The sequence below is a fragment of the Azohydromonas sp. genome, assembly GCF_035325925.1.
GTDB lineage: Bacteria > Pseudomonadota > Gammaproteobacteria > Burkholderiales > Burkholderiaceae_C > Calidifontimicrobium.
Window position 1 is genome coordinate 44,452 of sequence record NZ_DAOKZA010000020.1, and the last position, 21,963, is coordinate 66,414.

At 72.1% G+C, this 21,963-nt stretch carries 24 protein-coding genes; 4 read left to right on the forward strand and 20 right to left on the reverse strand.

Going from position 1 to position 21,963, the window contains the following annotated elements; all coding sequences use genetic code 11:
• The 13 genes from PKC53_RS09605 to PKC53_RS09665 form a co-directional block, all read right to left on the reverse strand.
• The gene (locus tag PKC53_RS09605; RefSeq protein WP_324428256.1) at positions 1 to 2,301 is read right to left on the reverse strand and encodes a copper-translocating P-type ATPase; all 2,301 of its coding nucleotides are present in this window, start codon (positions 2,299 to 2,301) and stop codon (positions 1 to 3) included.
• A gap of 4 nt (positions 2,302 to 2,305) precedes the next feature.
• Positions 2,306 to 2,563, reverse strand: coding sequence for a DUF2933 domain-containing protein (locus PKC53_RS09610; RefSeq protein ID WP_324428257.1), 258 nt, complete (start codon positions 2,561 to 2,563; stop codon positions 2,306 to 2,308).
• Between the two features lie 110 nt (positions 2,564 to 2,673).
• Positions 2,674 to 3,162 carry a cytochrome c gene (locus PKC53_RS09615; RefSeq protein ID WP_324428258.1) on the reverse strand — a complete coding sequence of 163 codons (489 nt, stop codon included), beginning with the start codon at positions 3,160 to 3,162 and terminating at the stop codon, positions 2,674 to 2,676.
• Positions 3,163 to 3,165: 3 nt separating this feature from the next.
• A complete protein-coding gene (locus PKC53_RS09620) occupies positions 3,166 to 3,627 on the reverse strand; it encodes a hypothetical protein (protein WP_324428259.1) in 462 nt (153 codons plus the stop codon).
• Positions 3,628 to 3,791: 164 nt separating this feature from the next.
• Positions 3,792 to 4,235, reverse strand: a complete 444-nt coding sequence (locus PKC53_RS09625; protein ID WP_324428260.1) for a hypothetical protein — start codon at positions 4,233 to 4,235, stop codon at positions 3,792 to 3,794.
• A gap of 120 nt (positions 4,236 to 4,355) precedes the next feature.
• Positions 4,356 to 4,703, reverse strand: a complete 348-nt coding sequence (locus PKC53_RS09630; protein ID WP_324428261.1) for a copper-binding protein — start codon at positions 4,701 to 4,703, stop codon at positions 4,356 to 4,358.
• A 67-nt stretch (positions 4,704 to 4,770) separates the two neighbouring features.
• Positions 4,771 to 5,268 (reverse strand): cupredoxin family protein, encoded by a 498-nt coding sequence (locus PKC53_RS09635; protein ID WP_324428262.1) that lies wholly within the window; start codon positions 5,266 to 5,268, stop codon positions 4,771 to 4,773.
• A gap of 50 nt (positions 5,269 to 5,318) precedes the next feature.
• Complete coding sequence (locus PKC53_RS09640; RefSeq protein ID WP_324428263.1) at positions 5,319 to 6,734, reverse strand: copper oxidase; 1,416 nt, start codon at positions 6,732 to 6,734, stop codon at positions 5,319 to 5,321.
• Positions 6,735 to 6,785: 51 nt separating this feature from the next.
• Positions 6,786 to 8,153, reverse strand: coding sequence for a TolC family protein (locus PKC53_RS09645; RefSeq protein ID WP_324428264.1), 1,368 nt, complete (start codon positions 8,151 to 8,153; stop codon positions 6,786 to 6,788).
• Positions 8,154 to 8,247: 94 nt separating this feature from the next.
• Complete coding sequence (locus PKC53_RS09650; RefSeq protein WP_324428265.1) at positions 8,248 to 8,544, reverse strand: hypothetical protein; 297 nt, start codon at positions 8,542 to 8,544, stop codon at positions 8,248 to 8,250.
• A 227-nt stretch (positions 8,545 to 8,771) separates the two neighbouring features.
• Complete coding sequence (locus PKC53_RS09655; RefSeq protein WP_324428266.1) at positions 8,772 to 9,260, reverse strand: hypothetical protein; 489 nt, start codon at positions 9,258 to 9,260, stop codon at positions 8,772 to 8,774.
• A 40-nt stretch (positions 9,261 to 9,300) separates the two neighbouring features.
• Positions 9,301 to 9,798: a Cu(I)-responsive transcriptional regulator gene (cueR, locus tag PKC53_RS09660; protein ID WP_324428267.1), complete on the reverse strand. Its 498-nt coding sequence runs from the start codon at positions 9,796 to 9,798 to the stop codon at positions 9,301 to 9,303.
• A gap of 30 nt (positions 9,799 to 9,828) precedes the next feature.
• Positions 9,829 to 12,246, reverse strand: coding sequence for a heavy metal translocating P-type ATPase (locus PKC53_RS09665; protein WP_324428268.1), 2,418 nt, complete (start codon positions 12,244 to 12,246; stop codon positions 9,829 to 9,831).
• 189 nt (positions 12,247 to 12,435) lie between these two features.
• On the opposite strand from PKC53_RS09665, the gene PKC53_RS09670 reads away from it, so the two are divergent.
• Positions 12,436 to 12,693, forward strand: a complete 258-nt coding sequence (locus tag PKC53_RS09670) for a heavy-metal-associated domain-containing protein (protein ID WP_324428269.1) — start codon at positions 12,436 to 12,438, stop codon at positions 12,691 to 12,693.
• An 86-nt stretch (positions 12,694 to 12,779) separates the two neighbouring features.
• Here the strand turns inward: PKC53_RS09670 and cueR (PKC53_RS09675) are convergent, their stop codons facing one another.
• The 4 genes from cueR (PKC53_RS09675) to PKC53_RS09690 all read right to left on the reverse strand — a co-directional run bounded on the left by cueR (PKC53_RS09675) (position 12,780) and on the right by PKC53_RS09690 (position 16,083).
• Positions 12,780 to 13,355, reverse strand: a complete 576-nt coding sequence (cueR, locus tag PKC53_RS09675) for a Cu(I)-responsive transcriptional regulator (RefSeq protein ID WP_324428270.1) — start codon at positions 13,353 to 13,355, stop codon at positions 12,780 to 12,782.
• A 385-nt stretch (positions 13,356 to 13,740) separates the two neighbouring features.
• Positions 13,741 to 15,072 carry an ATP-binding protein gene (locus PKC53_RS09680; protein ID WP_324428271.1) on the reverse strand — a complete coding sequence of 444 codons (1,332 nt, stop codon included), beginning with the start codon at positions 15,070 to 15,072 and terminating at the stop codon, positions 13,741 to 13,743.
• On the reverse strand, positions 15,069 to 15,791 hold the full coding sequence (locus tag PKC53_RS09685; RefSeq protein WP_324428272.1) for a response regulator: 723 nt from the start codon (positions 15,789 to 15,791) through the stop codon (positions 15,069 to 15,071). The genes PKC53_RS09680 and PKC53_RS09685 overlap by 4 nt, the downstream gene beginning before the upstream one ends.
• A 40-nt stretch (positions 15,792 to 15,831) precedes the next feature.
• Positions 15,832 to 16,083 (reverse strand): hypothetical protein, encoded by a 252-nt coding sequence (locus PKC53_RS09690; RefSeq protein WP_324428273.1) that lies wholly within the window; start codon positions 16,081 to 16,083, stop codon positions 15,832 to 15,834.
• 224 nt (positions 16,084 to 16,307) lie between these two features.
• Between PKC53_RS09690 and PKC53_RS09695 the strand changes: the two genes are divergently transcribed.
• The 3 genes from PKC53_RS09695 to PKC53_RS09705 are packed head-to-tail and all read left to right on the forward strand — an operon-like array spanning position 16,308 to position 19,386.
• The gene (locus PKC53_RS09695; protein ID WP_324428274.1) at positions 16,308 to 17,459 is read left to right on the forward strand and encodes an efflux RND transporter periplasmic adaptor subunit; all 1,152 of its coding nucleotides are present in this window, start codon (positions 16,308 to 16,310) and stop codon (positions 17,457 to 17,459) included.
• 24 nt (positions 17,460 to 17,483) lie between these two features.
• Positions 17,484 to 18,677 (forward strand): ABC transporter permease, encoded by a 1,194-nt coding sequence (locus PKC53_RS09700; RefSeq protein WP_324428275.1) that lies wholly within the window; start codon positions 17,484 to 17,486, stop codon positions 18,675 to 18,677.
• A gap of 1 nt (position 18,678) precedes the next feature.
• Positions 18,679 to 19,386 (forward strand): ABC transporter ATP-binding protein, encoded by a 708-nt coding sequence (locus tag PKC53_RS09705; RefSeq protein WP_324428276.1) that lies wholly within the window; start codon positions 18,679 to 18,681, stop codon positions 19,384 to 19,386.
• A 47-nt stretch (positions 19,387 to 19,433) separates the two neighbouring features.
• On the opposite strand, the gene PKC53_RS09710 is transcribed toward PKC53_RS09705, so the two are convergent.
• The 3 genes from PKC53_RS09710 to PKC53_RS09720 all read right to left on the reverse strand — a co-directional run.
• Positions 19,434 to 20,603, reverse strand: coding sequence for an MFS transporter (locus PKC53_RS09710; protein WP_324428281.1), 1,170 nt, complete (start codon positions 20,601 to 20,603; stop codon positions 19,434 to 19,436).
• Positions 20,604 to 20,629: 26 nt separating this feature from the next.
• Positions 20,630 to 21,592, reverse strand: coding sequence for a CDF family Co(II)/Ni(II) efflux transporter DmeF (dmeF, locus tag PKC53_RS09715; protein WP_324428277.1), 963 nt, complete (start codon positions 21,590 to 21,592; stop codon positions 20,630 to 20,632).
• 15 nt (positions 21,593 to 21,607) lie between these two features.
• Positions 21,608 to 21,963, reverse strand: a 356-nt coding sequence (locus tag PKC53_RS09720) for a TMEM165/GDT1 family protein (RefSeq protein ID WP_324428278.1), incomplete at its 5' end; no start/stop codon positions are given.

Sequence of the window (21,963 nt, forward strand, 5' to 3'; positions counted from 1 at the left end):
TCAGTTCAGCAGCGCCGCGCGGCGCAGCCGGAGTGCATTCGCGATCACCGACGCCGAGCTCAGGCTCATCGCCAGCGCCGCGATCAGCGGCGACAGCAGCCAGCCGGTGAACGGGAACAGCAGCCCGGCGGCCAGCGGCACGCCCAGCGCGTTGTAGACGAAGGCGAAGCCCAGGTTCTGCTTCATGTTGGCGATCGTCGCCTGCGACAGCAGCCGTGCCTGCGCGATGCCGCGCAGGTCACCCTTGACCAGCGTCACCGGGGCGCTGTTCATCGCCACGTCGGTGCCGGTGCCCATCGCCACGCCCACGTCGGCCTGCGCCAGGGCCGGCGCGTCGTTGATGCCGTCGCCGGCCATCGCGACGACCCGTCCCTCGCGCTGCAGCGACTTCACGAGTTCCAGCTTGTCGGCGGGCTTGACCTCGCCGTGCACTTCGTCGATCCCGAGCCGCTGCGCGACCGCCCGCGCCGTGGTCCAGCCGTCGCCGGTGGCCATCACCACGCGCAGGCCGGCCGCGTGCAGGGCCGCCAGGGCCTCCGGCGTGCTCGCCTTCACGGGGTCGGACACCGAGAGCAGCCCTGCGAGGCGGCCGTCCACCGCCAGGTGCATGACGCTCGCGCCTTCCGCGCGCAGCGCCTCCGCCGGCCCGACCAGCGCGTCGACGGCGACACCCTCCTGCTGCATCAGCGCGGTGTTGCCCAGCGCGAGGCGGCGGCCTTCCACGTGGCCGCGCACGCCGATGCCGCTGCCCGACTCGAAGCCCTCGGCCTTGGCCAGTACCAGGCCCTTCGCACGGGCCGCCTGCACGATGGCGTCGGCCAGCGGGTGCTCGCTGCCCTGGTCCAGGCTGGCGGCCAGCCGCAACACCTCGTCGGCCGTGTAGTCGCCGGCGGGCACGGCGCGGTCGAAGGCCGGCCGGCCCTCGGTCAGCGTGCCGGTCTTGTCGACGATGAGCGTGTCGACCTTGCGGAAGTGCTCGATCGCCGCCGCGTCGCGGAACAGGATGCCGCGCGTCGCCGCGCGCCCGGTAGCGACCATGATCGACATCGGTGTCGCCAGCCCCAGCGCACAGGGGCAGGCAATGATCAGCACCGCCACCGCGTTGATCAGGCCGTAGACCCAGCTCGGCTCGGGCCCCCACAGGCCCCAGGCGAAGAAGGTCGCGACCGCGATGGCCACGACGGCCATCACGAACCAGCCGGCCACCAGGTCGGCCATGCGCTGCATCGGCGCCTTCGAGCGCTGCGCCTGCGCCACCATCTGCACGATCTGCGACAGCATGGTCTGCGCGCCGACACGCTCGGAGCGCATCACCAGCGCGCCGCTGGTGTTCAGCGTGGCGCCGATCAGCTTGTCGCCGGGACGCTTGCTCACCGGCAGCGGCTCGCCGGTCAGCATCGACTCGTCGACCGCGCTCGCGCCCTCGGTGACGACGCCGTCGACCGGCACCTTCTCGCCGGGCCGCACGCGCAGCAGGTCGCCGACATGCACATGCGTGAGCGGCACGTCCTCCTCGCGGCCGTCGGCGCCGATGCGGCGCGCCGTCTTGGGCGCCAGGCCCAGCAGCGACTTGATCGCCGCCGAGGTCTGCGAGCGCGCCTTCAGCTCGAGGATCTGGCCCAGCAGCGTCAGCGAGATGATCACCGCGGCCGCCTCGAAGTACACGGCGACGCGACCCATGGACTGGAAGGTGGCCGGGAAGACGCCGGGCGCGACGGTGGCCGCCACGCTGTAGACGAAGGCGGCGCCGGTGCCCAGCCCGATCAGCGTCCACATGTTCGGGCTGCGCTGGCGCACCGACTGCACGCCGCGCACGAAGAAGGGCCAGCCGGCCCACAGCACGATGGGCACCGACAGCACCAGCTCGATCCAGCTCTGCGTGGTCATGTCGAACCACTGCAGGCGGTGGCCGGCCATCGCCAGCACCGTCACGACCACCGTCAGCGGCAGCGTCCACCAGAAACGCCGGCGGAAGTCGGCCAGCTCGGGGTTCTCGTCGTCGTCGAGGCTGGGCAGCACCGGTTCCAGCGTCATGCCGCACTTCGGGCAGTTGCCGGGATGGTCCTGCCGCACCTCGGGGTGCATGGGGCAGGTGTAGATCGTGCCGGCCGGCGCCGCTTCGGCCTGTGGCGGCGGCTCGGGCGATCCGTGGCCTCCCGACTGATCGTGGCCGTGGCCGTGGCCGTGGTCGTGACCGTGATGGTGGTCGTGATCGTGGCCGTGACCGTGGTGGTGGTCGTGGTCCGGGTGAGGCCCGTGGCCGTGGCGGCCGCCCTGCTGCTTGTGCGCCTGCATGTCCATCGCGTCAACCTCCGTGGGCGTTGTGGTCGTGCCCCGGCCTGCCCGACGCCCGATGGCGTCCGTGGCTGCCGTGGCCGTGGAAAAGGTGCATCAGCGGGCAGGCCAGCAGCAGCAGGTACGGCCACAGACCGGCCACATGGCCCCAGTGCTCGCGCAGCAGGTAGAAGGCCAGGATCACGGCCGCCATCAGCAGCGCCACGGTGACGGGCCTGCGGCTGCGCGGTGCCGGCGTTGCGCCGGTGTCGTCGACGGGACGGTTCATATACGGGCTCCTCGATCGGTCGGGCCTCGAAGCGGCGCGAGGCCGGGACGGGTTGTGACGACCATAGACCTTGCCCCGGTGTGAAGGTCAAGGGCCGGCAGGCCAGCCCTTCAGCGGCCGGCCATCCGGTTCAGTTCGTCGTGCCGGGCGCGGATGTCCGGCGGCCACTGCGACTTGATCCACGACAGCACGGCGACGATCTCCTCGTCGCTGAGCACGCCCTCGTAGGCGGGCATCGCCGACACATGGTCCTTCAGGTTGGCGGCCCTGGCCACACCCAGCTTGGTGATGCGGAACAGCAGTTCGTCCGGGTGGTGCCAGGTGTGCCCGCTGGCGTCGTGCGGCGGCGCCGGCAGCAGGCCGTCGGGGCCGCGCTCGCGCCACTGCGGTTGCCCTTCCAGGCGCGCGCCGTGGCAGGCCGCGCAGTGGACCGCGTAGACCCGCTGCCCGAGCGTGGTGACCGCCGCATCGTCCGGCCGCAGGCGAACCGACGAAACCGCGCCGCGGTCGACGCTCCAGAACGCCGCGGCAGCGAGCGCGAGGGCGACCACGGCGGCCGCCAGCGCCGCGACGAACCAGGACTTCCGGGCCGTCGCCATCGCTCAGGGCCGGTCCGCCGGCGGGCCCATGCGGTCCATCATCATCTGCATCATGGACTGCATCATCTCCATGCGCTTTTCCATCATCTGCTGGCGCATGGCCATGTCCATCGGCGCACTCGCAGCGGCGGCCGGGCCCATGCCCCGCATGCCGCCCATGCCCATGCCCATGCCGCCCATGCCACCGGGGCCCATGCCGCCCATCATGGCCATGCCCTCCTGCATCAGCTTCATGTGCTCGGCCATCAGCGCCTGGCGCTCCTGCGGCGTGGCGGCACGCGACATCTTCTCGTGCATCTCGCGCATCCGGCCCATGTGCGCATCCATCATCGCCATGCGGTCGGCCGGTGCCGCGGCCGCTGCCGCACCGGGCGGGTGATGGGCGGCGTGGTCCGGACCACGGGGGCCGGGCGCGGTTTGGGCACAGGCGGCGAGCGTGAAGGCCAGCAAGGCGGCCAGCGACATCGAACGGATGATTGCCATGATCGAACTCCTGTCGGAACGGGGTGAAGTCACCGTCGGGCGACGGCATGTGCGCCGCGCCTCGCGCCAGCGCCGAGGGCGGCACGGGTGCGGGGCGACGGCCGGGCGGGATCGGCCCGCCACCGCGTCGCCCCGGGGGCCAGGGGCTACCGCGTCAGCCGCAGGAAGGCGATGACCACCGACGGGCCCGGTGGGGGCGGCGCCGCGAGCGGGCGCCAGCGCGGGACGGATCGACCCGCCGTGAAGGCCGGCCAGGCCACGACGGCCGTCGCCGGCCACAGGGTCGCGTCGGCAGCGCCCTCGCCCTTGGCGGGCTGGGGCGTCGCCACCAGGCTCTGACCGCCGGCGCAGACCTCCGCGCAGACCTCCTGCGCCGGATCGGACCCCTGCGCCGCGCCAGCTTCGGCAGGTACGTGCGGCGCAAGGGCGCCGGCACCGGCCGGCGCATGGTGTCCACGCGCGGTGGCCGCGCGATCGGCCGGCTGCACGAGGCAGGCATTGGCCCAGCTCGCGAATGCCGCGAACAGCCACACGAAGAGCATCGCCGACGCGACGCGGCGGGGCTGGCGGAGGTGCATCAGGCGGCGCATGGGACGAGGACGACCGGCCCGCAAAGACCGGTCCTGGTCATGCCAGTCGCGACCGTACGCGCCGGATTGACGCAAGGCAAGGTCTGCCAGGCACACCATGCCGGGCCTCGCGCTTCGAGGTCACTTCGCCGGCTCGATGAGCGTCACGACGTAGCTGCCGCCGGACTTCTCGGCGCGGAACTTGACCTTGTCGCCGACCTTCACGTTGTCGAGCAGCGCAGGCTCCTTCACCTGGAAGACCATGGTCATGCCGGGCATGTCGAGGTTCCTGATCTCGCCGTGCCTGAGGGTCAGCTTGCCGGCGCCCTTGTCGATCTTGCGGACCTCACCGTCGGTCATGTCGGCGCCGTCCGCCGCAGCCGTCGGACTGGCGGCATGGTGCGAGGCATGATCGTCGGCTCTCTGCTGCGCGACGGTAGGGCCGGCGAGCAGTGCAGACACCAGGAGTGCGAAGGTGAAACGTTTCATGAGAACTCCGTGATCGATGGGCCCGAAGGGGGCGAGAGGGGGAAGACGAACCGTGGTCATGCGACGGTCAACTTGGGTTGACGTTGATCGTGCCGACCATGCCGGCCTCGTAGTGGCCGGCGATCAGGCAGGCGAACTCGAAGCGACCGGCGCGGTTGAAGGTCCAGACGATCTCGCCGGTCTTCCCCGGTGGCACATGGGCCATGTAGGGCTCGTCGTGCTCCATGTCGGGGAACTTCTTCATCAGCTCGGCGTGCTTCGCGTTCTCTTCCCTGGTGCCGATCACGAACTCGTGCATGACCTTGCCGGCATTGCGATGCACGAAGCGCACCGTCTCGCCGAGGCGCACGTCGATGCGGTCGGGGTCGAAGCGCATCGAGTCGAGCATGCGCACCTCGATGGTCCGCTTCGCCGCCTTCGCGTCGCCGGCGATGCCCCAGTCCATCTGTTCCTTGACGACCGGCCCGGCCTTCTTCGCATGGGCCTTGTCGCCGTGCGAGCGGGCCTGGCCCGCGAGGCCGAACAGGGCGGCGGCGAGGATGGCGTGGCGCCTGCTGGGCTGCATGAGGATGTCCTTTCGGGTGGTTGCGTTGACGGGAGTCGGAGGGACGGTGCTCAATGGCGGCCGTGCCCGCCGATGGGCTTGCGCACGCGGACTTCGACGTCCTGCGCCGGCCGCGCGGCGAGCGGCATCGAGCCGGGTCCTTCGGACTCGAAACGTGACGGCTCGGGCAGGCTGCCGGTGAACTCGTAGGCCACGGTGCCGGGCGGATGCGCGTACCAGCCGGGGTCGCCGTAGTCGCCGCGCTTCTGGTCCTTGCGGACCTTGACGACGCTGAACATGCCGCCCATGCCGACGGCGCCGAACGGGCCCTCGCCGGCCATCATCGGCGCCGTGTTGTCGGGCAGCGGCATCTCCATCTCGGTCATGTCCTTCATCCCGCGCTCGCCCATCACCATGTAATCCGGAATCAGTTTGGTGATCTGGCGCACGACCCCGGAATGGTCGACGCCGATCATCGTCGGCACGTCGTGGCCCATCGCGTTCATCGTGTGGTGGCTCTTGTGGCAGTGGAAGGCCCAGTCGCCCTCCTCGTCGGCCAGGAACTCGATCTGCCGCATCTGGCCCACCGCGACGTCGGTCGTCACCTCGTAGAGCCGGGTGGACTTCGGCGTCGGGCCGCCGTCGGTGCCGGTGACGAGGAACTCGTGGCCGTGCAGGTGGATCGGGTGGTTGGTCATCGTCAGGTTGCCGATGCGGATGCGCACCTTGTCCATGTGGCGCACGACGAGCGGATCGATCCCCGGGAAGATGCGCGAGTTCCAGCTCCACAGGTTGAAGTCGAGCATCGTCATGATCTTCGGCGTCGCGCTGCCGGGATCGATGTCGTAGGCGTTGAGCAGGAAGCAGAAGTCGCGGTCGACGTCGTCGATGAGCGGGTGCCTTCCCTTCGGGTGCGTGACCCAGAAGCCCATCATGCCCATCGCCATCTGCACCATCTCGTCGGCGTGCGGGTGGTACATGAAGGTGCCGGGGCGGCGCGCGACGAACTCGTAGACGTAGGTCTTGCCCGGCGGGATGCCGGGCTGGTTGAGGCCCGTCACGCCGTCCATGCCGTTGGGCAGGCGCTGGCCGTGCCAGTGGATGCTGGTCAGCTCGCCGAGCTTGTTGGTGACGAACAGGCGCACCCGGTCGCCCTCCACCACCTCGATGGTCGGGCCGGGGCTCTGGCCGTTGTAGCCCCACAGGTGGGCCTTGAAGCCGGGCGCCATCTCGCGCACCACGGGCTCGGCGACGAGGTGGAACTCCTTGACGCCGTTGTTCATGCGCCAGGGCAAGGTCCAGCCGTTGAGCGTGACCACCGGGTTGTAGGGCCGCCCGGTACTCGGCACCAGCGGCGGCATGGTGTCGGGCTTGGTCTGGACGACGGGCTCGGGCAGCGCGGCCATGGCCACCTTGCCGACCGCGGTGGCCGTGACGGCGGCCGCGGCCACGCCGGCACCGCCGATGAAGCTTCTTCGGGAGAACATGGTTTGAATGCCTCTTGACTTCGTGTCGTTGCGCTCAGGAATGCGGGCGCGTCAGTGGCTGGGGTCCCCGCCCGCGGCGGCAGCGCCCATCACGGGGGCCGCGGCGGCGCTCAGGCTCAGCTTGCCCACCAGTGCCATGTCGAGGTCGGCCTGTGCGATCCAGTAGTCGCGCAGCGCGTCGATGGCGCCGTTGACGCTGGCGATCTGCGAGCGTGCATCGGCCAGCAGCTCGAACACGCCGATCAGCATGCCGTTGTAGCGCAGCAGGTTCTCCTCGGCGATGCGCGCCTTCAGCGGCACGATCTCGTCGCGCTGGTGCTTCGCGATGTCCCACGCCGAGCGGTAGGCGCCGTAGGCTTCGCGCACCTCGGAGCGGGCATTGATGGCGGTCTCGGCCGCGCGGTGCAGCGCCTGCATGTAGACGGCCTCGGCGCGCGCCACGCGCGCACCACCCCAGTCGAACAGCGGCAGCTCGAAGCCGATTTCCCAGCCCTTCTGCGTCGGCGCCTCGTTCGAGCTGTTGCGCACCAGCCCGAGCTCGAGCACGTTGACGAAGCGCGTCGTGCGCGTCAGGCCCAGGTTGCGCGCCGTCGCCTCGGCGCCGCTGCGGGCCGCCGCCACGTCGAGTCGCTGGGCCAGCGCGGTGCGCTCGACCTCGGGCAGGTCGCGCGGTTGCGCGGGCAGGTCCGGAAGGCGTTCGGGCAGCTGGAACGCGGTCTGCTCGCCCCACAGGCCCATCAGGCGCGTCAGCCGTTCGCGGGCGGTCCGCCGTTGCTGCTCGGCGCGCGCCAGGTTCAGCGCCGCGTCGGCGTAGAAGCCCTGCTCGCGCGCCTGCTGCAGCCTGTTGAAGTTGCCCACCTGCGCCATGCGCCGCGCCAGCTCGGCGCCGGCCTCGGCGGCCTGCATCACCTGGCGGCTGTAGCGCACCGACTCCTCGGCGGCGACGGCCTGCACCCAGGCCTTGCGCGTGTCGGCGGCCAGCGACAGCACCTGCATCGCCACCGTCGTGCGCACTTGTTCGAGGCGGCGCGCCTCGACGCGCTGCACCAGCGGCATCGCGATCAGGCGCGCCAGATTGACGTGCAGGCCGCGTTCGAGCTCGACCTCGTCGCCCTTCGTCATGCGGCCGAAGCTGAATCCCGGGTTGGGCAGGCGACCCGCCTGAACGACCTCGGCCTCGGTGATGCCCAGCTCGGCATAGGCGGCCTGCAGACCGCGGTTGTTCAGCAGCGCGACCTGCACCGCGTCGTCCATGCCCAGCGGCCGGGCCAGCAGTTCGCCCACGCGCCGGTCGATGCGGTCCAGGTCCTCGGGCTGGCGGGCCCACGCGAGCTGGGCCGGGGAGCCCAGACGCTCGGCCGTGAGCTTCTCGACCGCGCCGAATCCGCCGTCGGGGCTGAAGGACGCACATCCGGTCAACGAGACGACGAGGGCCGCCAGCCCGCAGAGCCGGGCCGGTGACGACTGTGCGGAGGAGCGACCAGTCTGGTGCTGTCGGGTCATCGTGGTCCTCTCAATGCATCTCGTGGCCGCCGGGCGCCGGTGTGGTTCGGCCGGCCGGTGTGGAGGCTGCAGGGTCGGGCTGCAGCGCTTCGCGGGAATAGGCCCGCCAGCCACCGATGCGGTTCACCGTCTCGTTGGCCCGCTTCCAGTCGATGCGCTTGTCGTCACCCAGCCGGCGGTAGCCGGCCAGAGACGAGGAGTAGGTGACGGCAGGCACGCGGGCCTGCGCGTCGAGCGGGTCGGCGCGTTCGGTGCTCCCGGGACTGCCCTGGGCATGGGTGATCGACGCCGTCGCCAGCAGCGCCACGACGGGGACGCCTCGGAGCCAGCCGAGCCGAAACTGAGTAAAGACCATGGGCACCTCGCGGAAACTCGACGAACGGTCCTGCGGCCGGGGCACGCAGGCTCGGACTCGGCGCGATCTGCCGGTGGGGAGAAGACGGGATCGGGCCAGTGGACCGTCGGAACAACCGTCAGGTCGACGGCTGCGCGGGCCTCTCGAGCAACCGCGTGACCCCAGGGCGTTGCGCCGCGTCAGGCCAGGAGGGCTCGAGGGGGACGGTCGAGTCTGTCGGGCGGGTGCGAAGCGACCGGTACCGAAGGAGGAGCCCGGAACGAGCGCACCGGGCTCGTGGCGTCGGCGAGCGAGAAGGTGGCGGGCAACGCCAGCGCGGAGCAGCAGGCAGCACATGCGCTGCAGCTGATCGTGCCGTGCGGCGCCACAAGGCCACCTGCGCCTTCTGCCGCCGTCTCGGCCCCGGTGTCCGCCGCAGCGTTCGCCATCACGAAGGGCGCCGCATGGTCGGGCGCCGCGTGTCGATGCGCAGCGTGGCCGGTGGCAGCGTGGTCGTGCCCTGCGTCGCCCGCCGCGTCCGCCCGCGAAGCGGAAGCATCGACGACGCGGGCCTGTGTCATGCGCTCGTGGCTCGGCCCGCAGAACAGCATCACGGACGCGGCCATGCCCTGCACGGGCATGGCGATCACCATGACCCAGACAAGAAGTGCGCGAACGACACGGCTCATGCCGACAGTCTAGCGGAGCGGCCTTGACATTGCGCAGGCCTCAGCGCCGTGCCGCTCGGCCCGCTGTCCGGGCAGCCGCCGCAGAGCCGGGCATGCCGCCAGTCGCAGGCGCAGCGACGGCGACCGACTCGGTGCGCAACGAGCGAGACCCCTCAAGCCTGTCGATGATCGGGCAGTCGGGCCGGTCGTCGCCGTGGCAGCAGTGCACCAGGTGCGCCAGCGTGGCGCGGACCCCCTGCAGATCGGACAGCTTCTGGTCGATCTGCGCGATGTGGGCCTCGGCCAGCGCCCTGACCTGCCGGCTGGACCGACTGCGGTTCTGCCAGAGGTCCAGCAGTTCGCGAATCTGCTCGAGCGAGAACCCGAGGTCCCGCGAGTGGCGGATGAACCGCAGCGTGTTCAGGTCGCGCTCGGTGTATTGCCGGTAGCCCGCCTCCGTGCGGCTGGCCGCCGGCACGAGTCCGACGCGCTCGTAGTGGCGGATCATCTTGGCCGACACGCCCGTGGCGGCTGCGGCCTGGCCGATGTTCATGCCCATGGTGCCCGTGCTCCGTGGTCGAGAGTCCGCTCATTGCGTCGCCGCCCCGCGCCAGCGCCGCAGCGTCAAGGCATTGGCGACGACGCTCACGCTGCTGAAGGCCATCGCTGCGCCGGCGATCACCGGGTTCAGCAGGCCGAAGGCCGCCAGCGGGATGCCCAGCACGTTGTATGCGAAGGCCCAGAACAGCCCCTGCTTGATCTTCGAGTAAGTGCGGCGCGAGACGTCGAAGGCATCGGCCACCAGGCGTGGGTCGCCGCGCATCAGCGTGATGCCGGCGGCCTGCATCGCGACGTCGGTGCCGGTGGACATCGACAACCCCACGTCGGCGGCCACCAGCGACGGCGCGTCGTTCAGGCCGTCGCCGACCATCGCGACGACCTGGCCCTGCTCGCGCCGCTGCTTCACGATGTCCGCCTTGTCGCCCGGCAGCAGTTCGGCGCGGACCTCGTCGACGCCGAGTTCGCGCGCCACCGCCTGGGCGCTGCCGTGATTGTCGCCGGTCAGCATCAGGGTGCGGATGCCCAGCGCGCGCAGCCGCGCCACGGCAGCGGGCGACGCCGGCTTGACGGTGTCGCCGAAGGCCAGCAGGCCGAGCACACGGGCACGCTCACCCGGGCCGTCGGCCGGCGTCAGCAACCAAGCGATGCTGCGGCCCTCGCCTTCCAGGCGCTGCGCCGACATCATCAGCAGGCCCGGCTGCGCACCCGACTCGTTCATCAGCCGCGTGCTGCCCAGCAGCAGGCGCCGGCCGTCGACCACCGCCTCGACGCCGCGGCCCGGCAGCGCGCGGGCGTCGCGCGCCGTCGGCACGGCGACGCCATCGGCCTTGGCCCTGTCCATCACCGCATGGGCCAGCGGATGGTCGCTGGTGCGCTGCAGCGCCGCGGCGAGTTGCAGCACCTGCCCCGCGTCGACCGTCGTGGCCGCCTCGACCGCGACGAGCGACGGCTTGCCCTCGGTCAGCGTGCCGGTCTTGTCGAAGGCCACCGTGGTCACCGAGTGCGCCACCTCCAGCGCCTCGGCGTCCTTGATCAGGATGCCGCGGCGCGCGGCCACGCCGGTGCCGGCCATGATCGCCGTCGGCGTGGCCAGCCCCAGCGCACAGGGGCAGGCGATCACGAGCACGGCCACGGCGCTGAGCAGAGCCTGTTCCCAGTCGCCAGTCGACGCCAGCCAGCCGGCGAACGTCAGCACCGCGATGCCCAGCACCACGGGCACGAAGACCGCGCTGACGCGGTCGACGACGCGCTGGATCGGCGCCTTGGCGGCCTGCGCCGACTCGACCAGGCGGATGATGCGCGCGAGCGTGGTCTCGGCGCCGATCGCGCCGGTGCGCACCTGCAGTACGCCTTCTGCGTTGACCGAGCCGCCGGTGACGGTGTCGCCGATCGCCTTGGCCACCGGCAGGCTCTCGCCGGTGATCAGCGACTCGTCGACATGGCTGCGGCCGTCGACGATCCGGCCATCGACCGGCACGCGTTCCCCGGGGCGGATCACCACCATGTCGCCCACCGCCACCTGCTCCACGGGCGTCGACACCTCGGTGCCGTCGACCAGCACGCGCGCGAGCGTCGGGCGCAGCGCGTTGAGCGCGCGGATCGCGTCGGCCGTCTGCCGCTTGGCGCGCGCCTCGAGCCACTTGCCCAGCAGCACCAGCGTGATGACCGCGGCCGAGGCCTCGAAGTACAGGTGCGGCGTGCCATGGTCGGCGTGCTTCCACAGCAGGTACACCGACAGGCCCCAGGCCGCGCTGGTGCCCAGGGCCACCAGCAGGTCCATGTTGCCGGCGCGGGCCTTCACCGCCTTCCAGCCGGCGCGGTAGAAGCGCGCGCCGAGCCAGAACTGCACCGGCGTGGCCAGCGCGAGCTGCACCCAGCCGCCGGGCATCCAGTGGATGCCGAACAACTGCAGCAGCATCGGCAGCACCAGCGGCAGGGTCAGCACCGAGGCCGCCGCCACCGGCCACCACTCGGGCAGGCGGCGGGTGGGTGCAGGCGGCGCAGCGTCTTCCACCGGCCTGGCCGCGTAGCCGGCCTTGTCGACCGCCGCAGCGAGCGTCGCGAACGACACGTTGCCCAGCGTTTCGACGCTCGCCTTCTCGGTGGCCAGGTTCGCCGACGCGGCCGACACGCCCGGGACCTTGAGCAGCGCCTTCTCGACGCGCGTGACGCAGGAGGCGCAGGTCATGCCCTCGACCTGCAGCTCGACGCGGCGCGTCGGCACTTCGTAGCCGGCCTTGCGCACTGCGGCGGCCAGCGCGTCGGCCGCCACCACGCCGGTGGCCCGGACCGTGGCGTCCTCGGTGGCCAGGTTGACCGCCACGCTCTGCACGCCCGGAAGCGCCTTGAGCGCCTTCTCGACACGCAGCACGCACGAGGCGCAGGTCATGCCCACGATGGGCAGCTTGAATTCCTCGGGCAGGTTCAGGGCAGCGACGGCAGTCATGGCGGGAGTCTCCGGACGGGATGGGTTCGACGTGCCGCCAGCTTCAAGCTTGCCATGATCGGAAGGTCAAGACCCTGCGCCGAGTCTCCCGGACGCCGGCACGGTCGGCGCCCGGCACCGCTTGACCTTCCCTCGATGACAAGGCCCAGAGTCGTCACCTCTCATCCACCCGCTCGCAAGGAGAGCTCCATGATTGCCTTCGAAGTCAACGACATGACCTGCGGCCACTGCGTCGGCACGATCACGAAAGCGCTGAGGTCCGCCGACCCGGGCGCCAAGGTCACGATCGACCTCGCGAAGCACCTCGTGACGGTCGAGGCGGCCGAAGCCGACGCGCAGGACCTGCACGACGCCATCGCCGAGGCGGGCTACACCCCGGTTCGGGCCGCGGCGGCGACGGTCGAGCCTGCGGCCCAGGGCGGCGCCTGCTGCGGACATTGCGGTTGAGGCCGAGCCGCTGTGCAGCCCGGGGCCGGGCAGCGGCGCGGCAGGCATCGTGCCCCGCCCGGCAGGCGGGACGGGACTGGGCGGGCTCAGTGCCCGCCGTGTCGATGGTGCAGCTGCCGGGCCCAGGCCGTCAGGCCGGCGTGGCCCGCCGTCGGCGCCGGTGCCGCAGGTGATCGCGACTTCGCGGCCGCCGGCTTGCGCGCCGATGCCGACCTGCGCAGTGCACCAGGTTCGATCGACCCCGGTGCCGGAGCCGCCGGGCTCTGCGCGGCGAGCTCCGCGAGGATGGTGCAGTGCGGGTCATCGTCGCCGTGGCACGCGGCCACGAGGCGCTCGAGCGCCTGCTTCATCTGCGCCATCTCGCGCATCTTCTGCTCGAGTTCGGCCACGTGCCGTTGCGCGACGGCCTTGACGCTGCGGCTGGCCCGGCGCGCATCGCTCCACAGGCCGAGCAGGTCCGCAATCTGCTCGATCGAGAAGCCCAGCCGGCGCGACTGGCGGATGAAGCGCAGCACCGAGACGTCGCGCTCGGTGTACTGGCGATACCCCGAGTCGGTGCGCGCCGCGGCCGGCACGAGGCCGATCTGCTCGTAGTGGCGGATCATCTTCGTCGAGACGCCGGCCGCTTCGGCGGCCTCGCCGATGTTCATCGCGCGGCTCATGAGCACTCCTCCAGTGTCGGAACGATGCGAATCTGAGGCTTCCCATTGTTGGAAGGTCAAGCCCCCGAGCCCGACGAGGTCTTCGGCGCCGGGCTGGCTGCCGCGTGCGCCGAGCGCCGCCGCAGCGGCGTCCCACGCCATCGACGCAGCCAACGGCGCCACAGGGCGAACCGGTCGCCGACGACAGCCTGCTCCGTGCGCCGGTCCGAGATCGCGCTGGCCTGCACCTTCGACGACCCGGGTTTCACCGCGGACCGCGACTGCGCGCGTCGGCGGGTCCTGGTCGCCGGTGTCGACGATCCACCGCGCGGGTTGCCCGGTCGCGGGAGTGCCGCGGGCGCTCTGGTGGGTCGCCCCTGCTGGAGGCCGGGAACGCTGCCCGACTTCACGCGGCGGGCGCGGACGTGGGCAGCGTCAGCACGGCACGCAGGCCGCCTTCGGGCCGATGGGCCAGCTTGACGTCCCCGCCATGGGCGCGTGCGATCTGGCGCGCGATCGCCAGGCCCAGGCCGCTGCCGCCGGTGTCCCGGCTGCGCGAGCCCTCCAGCCGGTGGAAGGGCTCGAAGACGCGCTCGAGGTCGGCGTCGTCCACGCCCGGCCCGGCGTCGTCGACCGCGACCTCGATCGCACCGGCCCGCCCACGCAGCGTCACCTCGGCGAGCCGGCCGTACTTCAGCGCGTTGTCGACGAGGTTCATCAGCGCCCGTCGCAGCGCCCGCGGCCGCGCCGGGCACTGCAGCGCAGCGGGCGCGTGCAGCGTCACCTCGCCCAGGCCCGCGTAGTCGTCGACCAGGCTCTCGACCAGCGCCACGATGTCGACCACCTGCACCGGCTCGTCCACCGCCTTGCCGCGCAGGTAGTCCAGCGCGCCCTCGAGCAGGTGCTGCATCTCGTCGAGGTCGGCGATGTAGCGTTCGCGCAGCTCGGTGTCGGCCAGCATCTCGGAGCGCAGGCGCAGCCGCGTCACCGGCGTCTTCAGGTCGTGCGACACCGCGGCCAGGAAGCGCTCGCGCTCCTCGATGCCGGCGCGTATGCGTGCCTGCATCGCGTTGAAGGCGCGGGCTGCCTCGCGCGTCTCGCTCGGGCCGCGCTCGGGCAGCGGCGGCTGACGCAGGTCGCCGGCCAGGCGGCGCGCCGCGCCCGCCAGCTCGACCAGTGGCCGCGTCACGCCGCGCGCCGCCACGGCCACCAGTGCCACCACGGTCAGCAGCAGCAGCGCCAGGTTGAGCCCCAGCTGCCAGGGCCAGGCGAAGACCTCCGTCGGTGCGCTGCCGCGCACCGCGAGCCAGCGCCCCGACGCGAGCTGCACACGCACGTCGAACGCGAAGTCTCCCAGCCGCGGCAGCGCCGGGGTGCGCAGCGGTGTCGTGTCGCCGAGCGCCTCGCGCAGTTGCGCCGTCAGGTCCTCGCCGAGCGTGAACCATGCCGCGGGCGCGGGCGGGTCGTCGGCCGGCGGCGCGGTGTCCTCGATCGCGAGCCGCAGCCGCGGCGTCGACAGCGACGCCGCCGTCGCCACCTGCTGCGCGCCGCTCAGGCCGTCCAGCGTGCGATGCAGCGCGGTGATGCGCTGCACGACCTCGTGGGTGAGCGTGCGGCCGAGCGAACGCTGCCGCTCGACGACGAAGATCACCGCGCCGGCCGCCTGGGCCAGCACCAGCCCGACGGTCATCAGCAGCACCATGCGCGCAAACAGCGTGCGCGGCAGCCAGCCCCTCACGCGGCGTCCACCTCGGCGGCCAGCACGTAACCCTCTCCGCGCACGGTCTTGATCAGCGCGGGGTCCTTGCCGTCGTCGCGCAGCCGCTTGCGCAGGCGCCCGACGAGCACGTCGACGCTGCGGTCGAACAACACCGTCTCGCGGCCGCTGGCCAGCTCGAGCAGTTGGTCGCGCGACAGCACCCGGTTCGGATGCTCCAGCAGCACGCGCAGCAGCCGGAACTCGGCGCCGGACAGCGGCACGACGACGCCATCGGGCGCGGTCGCGTTGCGCGTGGCCACGTCGAGCGCCCAGCCGGCGAAGCGGAAGCAACCGACGTCCTCGGGCACCAGGTTGGGCGGCAACGCCTTCGCGCGGCGCAGGATGCTGCGGATGCGCGCCAGCAGCTCGCGCGGGTTGAAGGGCTTGGCCAGGTAGTCGTCGGCGCCCATCTCGAGGCCGACGATGCGGTCCACCTCGTCGCCGCGCGCGGTGAGCATCAGCACCGGCAGGCCGGAGCGGCTGCGCAGTTCGCGGCACAGCGTGAGCCCGTCGTCGCCCGGCAGCATCAGGTCCAGCACCACCAGGTCGATGCGGTGCGCGTCGAGCGCCTTCCACATCGCCTTGCCGTCGGCCACGGTCGTGACGCGGTAACCGGCCTGGCCGAGGTACTGCTCGACCAGCCGGCGGATCTCGCGGTCGTCGTCGACGACCAGCAGGTGTTCGGGCGCGTTGCTCATGCCACGGGGCCCGGCCGCACCCCGGCACACCGACCGGTCGTCATGCCCTGCCCAGTCCCACGCGCGCCATCGGGCGGTCGCGCAGCACGCACCGATGGTACAGGGCGGCGAGCACGTGCAGCGCGAGGCGCGAGACCACCGGTGCGCCGGCCAGCGCGCCGACGATGATGTGGATGCCCAGGGCGCCGACCGCCGGTACGGTGCCCGGCAAGGCGGCCAGCGCGCGGGTGCTGGCCGCGACGGCAAGCCCGTCGATGGCGATCTGCGAGAGCCGGTCGCGGAAGGTCGACATCGCCGGAGGTGCCGTTCAAAGGGGCCTTTCAACCGTGAACGCCCCGGATCTTGGCCGTCGCGGCGCGGCGTCGCCAGGGGTTGCGAGTGACACAGCATGTCGGGCCCGGCATTGACATCGAGGCTCACCAAGTCCCCGCCGGCGGCGCCCGCGGGTCGGGGAAGATGCGGGTTGCGGACGCCCCGCCCGGACGTCGTGCATCGTCTTCGCCCGCCCCCGCACCCATGCCTCAGACCTCGAAGCGCCGATACCTCCTCGCCGGCTTGTTCGTGCTCGCTGCCGTCGCCGCGGCGCTGGGCTACTGGCGCTTCGGTCGCGCGACCGACGTCGTGGTCACCACGGCGCAGCAGGGGGCGATCGCCGCACGCGTGCTCGGCCCGGGCACGGTGCAGGCGCGCACCACGGTCGCGCTGGCGGCCCGCGTGAGCGCCAGCGTTACGCAGGTGCTGGCCGACGTCGGCGACACCGTCGCCCAGGGTCAGCTGCTGGTCACGCTGGATGACCGCGACCTCGCGGCACGGCGCGGCGCCGTCGGCGGGCAGCAGCAGGCGCTGGCGCGCCACACCGAGGCGGCGCGCGCCGCGCTGGCCAAGGCTGAGGCCGACCTGGACCTCGCGCGCTCGAAGCAGCGGCGCGACGCCGACCTGCTGGCGCAGGGCTTCGTCTCGCAGGCCGTGGTCGACGCCTCGAACGCGGCGCTGCGCGCCGCCCAGGCCGGCGTCGACGCCGCGCGGGCCACGCTGGCCGCACGTGAAGCCGACGCCGTGACCCTCGGGCAGGAGGCGCGCGCCGCCGACGTGGGCCTCACGCACGCACGGCTGCTGTCGCCGGTGGACGGGCTCGTGATCGAGCGCCTGGTCGAGCCCGGCAGCACCGTGACGCTGGGCATGCCCATCCTGCGTCTCGTCGACCCCAGGACTCTGTGGGTGGCCACGCGGGTCGACGAGTCGGTGGTCGGCCGGGTGCGGGTCGGCCAGCCGGCGCGCATCCGCCTGCGCACCGGCGAGACCGTGGGCGGCCAGGTCGCGCGCATCGCCCGCCGCAGCGACGCGGCCACGCGCGAACTCGACGTCTTCGTGGCCTTCGACCAGTGGCCGCGTCACTTCGCGATCGACCAGGAGGCCGAGGTCGGCATCGACACCGGCAGCGAGCCGGGCCTCGTCGTGCCGGCCAGCGCGCTGACACGCGACGTCGGCGGGCGCCAGGGCGTGCTCGTGGTCGAGGACGGCCGCACGCGCTTCCAGCCCGTGCAGACCGGCGGCAGCGACGATCGCGCGGTGCTGGTGCGCTCGGGTCTGAGCGCGGGGCAGACCCTCGTGGCCGACAGCACCGGCGTGCGGGCCAACCAGGCCGTGCGCGCCGCCGCGCGCCCCTGACCGCGGCACGCAGCGAGGTTCCCCGTGGAGCTGGCCCTCAAGGACATCCGTCGCCATCTCGGCAAGTTCCTGGCCACCATCGCCGGCGTGGCGATGTTGCTGGCCATCGTGCTGGTGATGAACGGCATCTACCGCGGCAGCATCGTCGACGGCGTCTGGCTGATCGAGCAGATCGGCGCCGACCTCTGGGTGGTCGAGCGCGGCCGCGGCGGCCCGTTCAACGAGCCGTCTCGGCTGCCGCTGGACAGCCACAAGAGCGTGGCCGCCACCCCGGGCGTCGCGCGTGCCAGCCCGCTGGTGTTCTACACCGCGCAGCGCGAGCTGGGCGGCAGCAGCCAGCAGTTCACGCTCATCGGCTACGACGTCTTCGGCGGCCACGGCGGCCCGGGTCGCCTGGTGCAGGGGCGCGCGATCTCGGCGCCTCGCTACGAGATGGTGGCCGACCGCAAGCTCGGGGTGCGCCTGGGCGACCGCGTGCCGCTGGGCGGCGACGTCTACACGGTGGTCGGCGTCACGGCCGGCGCGGTCGACTCGGCAGGCAACCCGCTCGTGTATCTCTCCCTGCCCGACGCGCAGAAGGTGCAGTACGAGCAGGACGACCGCGCGCTGACCGCCTCGCGCGCCGCCGGCCTGAAGCGCCTGCAGCAGGCGGGCTACGGCGAGGAGCAGGCGACGCGGCTGCTGCCGCTGCTGTCGGCCACCGCGCCGAGCGTCAACACCGTGCTCGTGCAGCTCGGACCGGGCGCGGACCCGCAGGCCGTCGCGCAGCACATCCGCGACTGGCTGCACTTCAACGTCTACACCACCGAGGAGGAGCGCCGCCTGATGCTGGAGGGCCGGCTGAGCCGCCAGTCGGCCGTGCTCGGCCTGTTCCGCACGCTGCTGGTGCTGGTGTCGATCGTGATCATCGCGCTCATCGTCTACGTGCTGACGATCGAGAAGATCCGCTCGATCGCCACGCTCAAGCTGATCGGCGCGCCCAACAGCGTGATTGTGCGGCTGATCCTGACGCAGTCGCTGCTGCTCACGCTGGGCGGCTTCGCGCTGGCCTACGCGCTGCGCGGTGTGATCGCGCCGGGCTTCCCGCGCACGCTGGCCTTCACGACGCAGGAGACGGCGATCACCTTCGCGGTCATGCTGGCCGGCGGCGTGCTGGCCAGCTTCATGGCGATCTGGCACGCGCTGCGCACGCCGCCGCAGCTGGCGCTGGGGGGCTGAGGTGGCCGTCGTCCAAATCGACAACGTCTCGCAGACCTTCGGCCAGGGCGAGCAGGCCGTGCAGGCGCTCAAGCCCACCAGCCTGAGCGTCGAGGCGGGCGAGCTGGTGGCGCTGCTCGGCCCCAGCGGCTCGGGCAAGAGCACGCTGCTGCTGGCCATCAGCCTGATCCAGCCGCCGACCACCGGGCGCATCGTCATCGACGGCCAGGTGCTCTACGACGACGGGCCCACCGGCATCGACGAGCGTGCGTTCAGGCTGCGCAAGATCGGCTTCATCTTCCAGCAGCACAACCTGATCCCGTTCCTGACGGCCCAGGAAAACGTCGCGATGATGCTGCAGCTCAACGGCGCCGGCCGCAAGGCGTCGGCGCGACGCGCGAGGGAGCTGATGGGTTACCTCGAGATCGGCCACCGCGCCGACTCGCTGCCGGCGCGGCTGTCCGGCGGCGAGCAGCAGCGCGTGGCGATCGGCCGCGCGCTGGCCAACGAGCCGGCTCTGATCCTCGCCGACGAACCCACCGCGGCGCTGGACACCGAGCGCGGCACCAAGGTGATGGCGCTGCTGCGCAAGATCGCGCGCGAGCGGCGCTCGGCTGTCATCACCGTCACGCACGACCATCGCATGATCGAGGGCTTCGACACCGTCTACCACCTGGAGGACGGGCGGCTGGCGCAGGTCGATCGTGCCACGGCCGATCGGGGGCACTGAGCTCGCCGCACGAAGGCCTGGCGCGGCGCCGGACGGGGTTCCGCCCGTCAGCGGCGCATCGGCGGGGCCACGAGTGACAGCAGCGCGAGGGCGGCAAAGCCGGCGCCCGCCGCAAAGGTGGCCTGCGCCCCCAGCCGCTCCCACAGCACGCCCGCGATCACGCTGGCCAGCAGCATCGCCGCGCCGGCGACCAGGTTGAACAGGCCGAAGGCCGTGCCGCGCAGGTCGTCGGGCGCGGTGTCGGCCACCATCGCCGCCAGCAGCCCCTGCGTCATGCCCATGTGCAGGCCCCACAGCGCGACGCCGAGCAGCAGCGCGGGCCAGCCCGTGGCAAAGGCCAGCACGGCGTCGGCGGCGATCAGCACCACCAGGCCCCAGGCCAGCAGGGTGCCGTGGCTCGTCGCATCCGACAGCTTGCCGAACGGGTAGGCGCTGAGCGCGTAGACGGCGTTCATCGCCACCATCACCAGCGGCACGAGCGACATCGCCACGCCCAGTTGCTCGGCGCGCAGCACCAGGAAGGCCTCGCTGAATCGGGCCAGCGTGAAGACGGCACCGAGGGCCACGACGCCCCAGTACGCGCGACCCAGGCGGCGCAGCGCCTCGCGCCGGATGGGGCTGCCCGCCGCGGTGCGCGGTGACGGCGCGGGCTCGCGCACGCCGAAGACGAGCAGCCCCACGGCCAGCACGCCCGGCACCACGGCGACCCAGAACACGGCGCGGAAGTCGCCGGCCCACAGCAGCATCAGCGCGGTGGCGAGCAGCGGGCCGACGAAGGCGCCGACGGTGTCGAGCGACTGCCGCAGCCCGTAGGCCGCGCCGCGCTGCTCGGGTCGCACCAGGTCGGCGACCAGCGCGTCGCGCGGTGCGCCACGGATGCCCTTGCCGATGCGGTCGACGAAGCGGGCCGCGACCACCAGGCCGGCGCCCTGCGCCAGCGCGAAGGCCGGCTTGGTCAGCGCGCCCAGCGCATAACCGAGCACCGCGAGCCCCTTGCGCCGCCGGAAGTGGTCGCTCAGCACGCCGGAGAACACCTTGACGACCAGCGCCGTCGATTCGGCGATGCCCTCGATCAGGCCGACGACGATCACGCTGACGCCGAGCGAGCCCACGAGGAACAGCGGCAGCAGGCTGTGCACCATCTCCGACGAGATGTCCATCAGCAGGCTGACGAAACCGAGCACCCAGATGGCCCGGGGCAGCGCCGGCGCCCGCACCGCCGCGGCGCCTGCCGGTGGCGGCGTCACGCCAGGGGGCACCGCTCGATCTCGATCGTCGAGTGCACGATCTCCTCGTGGATCGACAGCCACTCGCGCACCTGCCCGGGCGTCAGCCGCCCGTCGTGCGTGACCAGGCTCAGCGCGCAGGCGTAGCTGGCCTTGCCGACGCGCCAGACGTGCAGGTCGGTGATGACGGTCTGGCTCGCGGCGCCGCGCTCGGCGATCACCTCACGGATCTCGTCGACGACCGGGTGATCCATCTCGCGGTCGAGCAGCACCTTGCTGGTGTCGACGATCAGCCCCTTGGCCCAGATGGCCACGACGACGGCGCCGACGATGCCCATCACCGGGTCCAGCCACGACCAGCCGAACAGCCAGCCGCCGGCCAGCGCGGCGATGGCGGCCACCGAGGTCGCGGCGTCGGCGATGACGTGGAGATAAGCCGACCTGAGGTTCAGGTCGTGATGTGCGTGGTGGCCCTCAGGCCGACCGTGGTGGCCATGCCCATGACCGTGAACGTGGTCGTGGTGGTGAGCCGCCCCGAGGATGCGCGCCGACACGAGGTTGACGACCAGCCCGAGCACGGCGATGAGCATCGCCTCCTGGTAGTGGATCGGCTGCGGCTCGACGAGGCGTTCGATCGAGCCGTAGACCATCAGCGCCACCACGCCGAGCAGGAACATCGCGCTGGCGAAACCGCCCAGCACTTCGATCTTCCAGGTGCCGAAGGCGTAGCGCGGGTCCTCGGCATGACGGCGCGCCGCCGCGTAGGCGAAGGCGCTGAGGCCGATGGCCACCGCATGGCTGCTCATGTGCAAGCCGTCGGCGATGAGCGCCATCGAGTTGTAGAACCAGCCAGCGGCGACCTCGACCACCATCATCCCGGCGGTGATCCACATCACGACCCGCGTGCTGCGCTCGCCGGCGGCGTTGCCGCTGTCGAACCGGTGGTCGTGTCGCCACTCGGCGAGGTCGTGGCTGTGCATGCGTGCCCCTTCCGTTCAGAACAGCGCGCCGACGTCGAGCAGCGTCAGCACGGCCAGCATGGCAAGAGTCGGCGCGGCGATCGCGTGGACCCGTTTCGTCGAGTCACTCCGGGTGATCCCGTGGCCCAGGAAGGACGCCGCGACGTTCGCCCGCATCATGCCAAAGGGGGTGCCCGGGACCACCTGGACCACGTCCGCGTCACGGGCCGAAAGCGCCACGGTGGCGATGCGTGCCTCGCCGCCCTTTTCGGGCGGGAGGAAAGCGTTCACCGTCGGCCCGAAGACGTGCCTCTCCGGTGTCAAGAAACCGTCTGCGATGTGCGCGCCGACCGAACTTTGACCACCCGCGCCGACTGAACATTGACCAGGGG

What these genes read in the sequence shown, in the direction of transcription:
- cueR (WP_324428267.1), bottom strand. Translation starts at nt 9,798, where the DNA reads ATGGGCATGAACATCGGCCAGGCCGCAGCCGCCACGGGCGTGTCGGCC.
- PKC53_RS09690 (WP_324428273.1), bottom strand. Translation starts at nt 16,083, where the DNA reads ATGTCGACCTTCCGCGACCGGCTCTCGCAGATCGCCATCGACGGGCTT.
- PKC53_RS09605 (WP_324428256.1), bottom strand. Translation starts at nt 2,301, where the DNA reads ATGGACATGCAGGCGCACAAGCAGCAGGGCGGCCGCCACGGCCACGGG.
- PKC53_RS09635 (WP_324428262.1), bottom strand. Translation starts at nt 5,268, where the DNA reads ATGCAGCCCAGCAGGCGCCACGCCATCCTCGCCGCCGCCCTGTTCGGC.
- PKC53_RS09685 (WP_324428272.1), bottom strand. Translation starts at nt 15,791, where the DNA reads ATGAGCAACGCGCCCGAACACCTGCTGGTCGTCGACGACGACCGCGAG.
- PKC53_RS09670 (WP_324428269.1), top strand. Translation starts at nt 12,436, where the DNA reads ATGATTGCCTTCGAAGTCAACGACATGACCTGCGGCCACTGCGTCGGC.
- PKC53_RS09610 (WP_324428257.1), bottom strand. Translation starts at nt 2,563, where the DNA reads ATGAACCGTCCCGTCGACGACACCGGCGCAACGCCGGCACCGCGCAGC.
- PKC53_RS09620 (WP_324428259.1), bottom strand. Translation starts at nt 3,627, where the DNA reads ATGTCGCTGGCCGCCTTGCTGGCCTTCACGCTCGCCGCCTGTGCCCAA.
- PKC53_RS09665 (WP_324428268.1), bottom strand. Translation starts at nt 12,246, where the DNA reads ATGACTGCCGTCGCTGCCCTGAACCTGCCCGAGGAATTCAAGCTGCCC.
- PKC53_RS09695 (WP_324428274.1), top strand. Translation starts at nt 16,308, where the DNA reads ATGCCTCAGACCTCGAAGCGCCGATACCTCCTCGCCGGCTTGTTCGTG.
- PKC53_RS09630 (WP_324428261.1), bottom strand. Translation starts at nt 4,703, where the DNA reads ATGAAACGTTTCACCTTCGCACTCCTGGTGTCTGCACTGCTCGCCGGC.
- PKC53_RS09640 (WP_324428263.1), bottom strand. Translation starts at nt 6,734, where the DNA reads ATGTTCTCCCGAAGAAGCTTCATCGGCGGTGCCGGCGTGGCCGCGGCC.
- cueR (WP_324428270.1), bottom strand. Translation starts at nt 13,355, where the DNA reads ATGAGCCGCGCGATGAACATCGGCGAGGCCGCCGAAGCGGCCGGCGTC.
- dmeF (WP_324428277.1), bottom strand. Translation starts at nt 21,592, where the DNA reads ATGCACAGCCACGACCTCGCCGAGTGGCGACACGACCACCGGTTCGAC.
- PKC53_RS09615 (WP_324428258.1), bottom strand. Translation starts at nt 3,162, where the DNA reads ATGGCGACGGCCCGGAAGTCCTGGTTCGTCGCGGCGCTGGCGGCCGCC.
- PKC53_RS09625 (WP_324428260.1), bottom strand. Translation starts at nt 4,235, where the DNA reads ATGCGCCGCCTGATGCACCTCCGCCAGCCCCGCCGCGTCGCGTCGGCG.
- PKC53_RS09655 (WP_324428266.1), bottom strand. Translation starts at nt 9,260, where the DNA reads ATGAGCCGTGTCGTTCGCGCACTTCTTGTCTGGGTCATGGTGATCGCC.